Raw genomic sequence first — 2,552 nt, 5'->3', positions numbered from 1 at the left:
GTGGTGCGCGAGAACACCGAGGGTGAATACACCTCGCTGGGCGGCATCATGTACGAAGGAACCGATAGGGAAATCGTGATCCAGGAATCGGTCTATTCGCGCAAGGGCACCGACCGGCTGCTGCGCTTCGCCTTCGATCTGGCCCAAAGCCGGCTGCGCAAGCACGTCACTCTGGCCACCAAATCCAACGGCATTGCCATCAGCATGCCCTGGTGGGACAAGCGCGCCGACGCGGTGGCGCAGGACTACCCCGAGGTGGTACTGGACAAGCAACACATCGACATCCTCACCGCGCGCTTTGTGCTGCAGCCGAACCGCTTCGATGTGGTGGCTGCCACCAACTTGTTCGGCGACATCCTGTCCGACCTGGGCCCGGCGACCACGGGCACTATCGGCCTGGCACCGTCGGCCAATTTGAACCCCGAGCGCTGCTTCCCCTCATTATTTGAGCCGGTGCACGGCTCCGCGCCCGACATCTACGGCAAAAACATTGCCAACCCCATCGCCATGATTTGGTCGGGTGCGTTGATGCTCGACTTCCTGACCCGGGGCGAAGGCATGGGCCGTGCGGCACACGATGCGATCGTGCTTGCTATCGAAGACGTGCTGCGCAGCGGCCCGCGCACGCCGGACCTGGGTGGCACGGCCTCGACCACCGAGGTCGGCATGGCCATCGCAGCGCACGTCGCTGCCGCCTGATTTTTTCTTTCCATCCACTTCCCATACCGCCATGCCACTGACCCTCCAACGCCAGGACTTGATGCCTGGTCTCCAACTGATTGGCACCGAATGGTGCGAAGCCAGCGACGGCCGCCGCCTGGATGTGAGCGACCCCGCTACCAACACCGTCTTCGCCACCGTGCCCGATGGTTCGGCGGCCGATGCCCGGGCCGCAGTGGATGCCGCCCAGGCCGCATTTCCCGCCTGGCGTGCAGTGCCTGCCAAGCAGCGGGCGCAGATTATCAAGCGCTGGAACGACCTCATCATCGCCCACCAAGAAGACCTGGGTCGGCTGATCTCGCGCGAACAGGGCAAGCCCCTGAGTGAGGGCAAGGGCGAAGTGCTCTACGCCGCCAGCTATGTCGAATGGTTTGCCGAGGAAGCCACGCGCATTGGCGGCGACATCATCCCGGCACCAGTGCCGGGTCGGCGCATGTTTGCTTTCAAGGAACCGGTGGGCGTGATCGCCGCCATCACACCGTGGAACTTCCCCGCCGCGATGATCGCGCGCAAGATAGCACCGGCCCTGGCTGCCGGCTGCACCGTGGTCTGCAAGCCGGCGGAAGACACGCCGCTGACCTCCCTGGCGCTGGTCAAGCTGGCCGAAGAGGCGGGTGTGCCGCCCGGCGTGCTGAATATCGTCACCGCCTCGCGCGAACGCACGCCCGAGGTGGTGGACGTGTGGCTCGACGACCCGCGCGTGCGCAAGATCACCTTTACCGGCTCCACACCCGTGGGTAAACATCTGGCACGCCGCTCGGCCGACACCCTGAAGAAGCTGTCGCTGGAGCTGGGTGGCAATGCGCCGTTTATCGTGTTCGACGATGCGGATGTGGATGCTGCCGTCGAAGGTCTGATGGTGTCCAAGTTTCGCAATGGCGGCCAGACCTGCGTGTGCCCAAACCGCATCTACGTGCAGGCTGGCGTGCACGACGCCTTTGTCGCCAAGCTGGTGGCGCGGGTGAGTGCCCTGGTGGTCGGCCCGGCGACCGATCCAGCCTCGCACATCGGCCCCATGATCAACGCCCGCGCCATCGAGAAGATGGAGCGCCATGTGCAGGATGCCGTGGCTGGCGGTGCCCGCGTGCTGACCGGCGGCACCCGTTTGCCAGCGCTGGGCACAAACTACTTTGCGCCCACGGTCCTGGTGGGTACCAATGCCAGCATGGCCTGCTCGTGCGAGGAAACCTTTGGTCCGGTAGCTCCGGTTACCCGCTTCGCAACCGAGGCCGAAGTCCTCCTCGCGGCCAACGCCACGCCGTTCGGGCTGGCAGCCTATTTCTATTCAAACGATGTACGCCGCATCTGGCGGCTGGCCGATGCGCTGGAGTGCGGCATTGTCGGCATCAACGAAGGCGCCTTGGCCGCCGAGGCGGCACCCTTTGGCGGTGTGAAAGATTCGGGCTATGGGCGTGAAGGTTCTACGCATGGGCTGGACGAATACATGCACTTCAAGTACGTCTGCCAAGGGTCTTTGTCGGCCTAGCTGGGTTGCAATACGTGCAGCAGCTGCAGCAAATATTTGCTCTTCATTTAATAGCTGCCACCGCAATTTACATATGCGCTAGAGCCCTATTTGATGCCTAAAACTAGCGGCGCTGGTGTTGGGCCAGTAGCTTGCCCACGGCCGCTTTGGCGCAGCGCTGCACGGCCATCAGCATCTGGCTGTGCGGTGCGGCCACACCCCAGCGCTGGCGCAGGTCGTGCTGGATCTGGCCCAACAGGTGGGCGGCCATTTCGGCATCGGCCAGCGCGCGGTGGGCCTGCGCTGCACGGGGCAGGCGGTGGTAGTCCACCAGCGTGCCTAACTTGTGGTTAGGGGCCTGCGGGTA

The 2,552-nt window shown here is 64.1% G+C and carries 2 protein-coding genes and 1 pseudogene; 2 read left to right on the top strand and 1 reads right to left on the bottom strand.

From position 1 onward, the window contains the following. Both ABI213_RS12270 and ABI213_RS12265 read left to right on the top strand, forming a co-directional pair. Positions 1-699, top strand: a 699-nt coding sequence (locus ABI213_RS12270) for an isocitrate/isopropylmalate family dehydrogenase (RefSeq protein WP_348027287.1), incomplete at its 5' end; no start/stop codon positions are given. Positions 700-730: 31 nt separating this feature from the next. Continuing rightward, entirely contained in the window at positions 731-2,206 is a 1,476-nt protein-coding gene (locus ABI213_RS12265; RefSeq protein ID WP_348007416.1) for an NAD-dependent succinate-semialdehyde dehydrogenase, read from the top strand. 103 nt (positions 2,207-2,309) lie between these two features. On the opposite strand, the pseudogene ABI213_RS12260 reads toward ABI213_RS12265, so the two are convergent. After that, positions 2,310-2,552 (bottom strand): annotated as a pseudogene (locus tag ABI213_RS12260) (3'-5' exonuclease); the annotation flags it as partial.

It is taken from the genome of Rhodoferax sp., from assembly GCF_039922535.1.
In the GTDB taxonomy this organism is placed as follows: Bacteria; Pseudomonadota; Gammaproteobacteria; order Burkholderiales; family Burkholderiaceae_C; genus Rhodoferax_B.
Note: the sequence above shows the minus strand (reverse complement) of the source record. Positions and strands in the feature narration are given on the sequence as shown.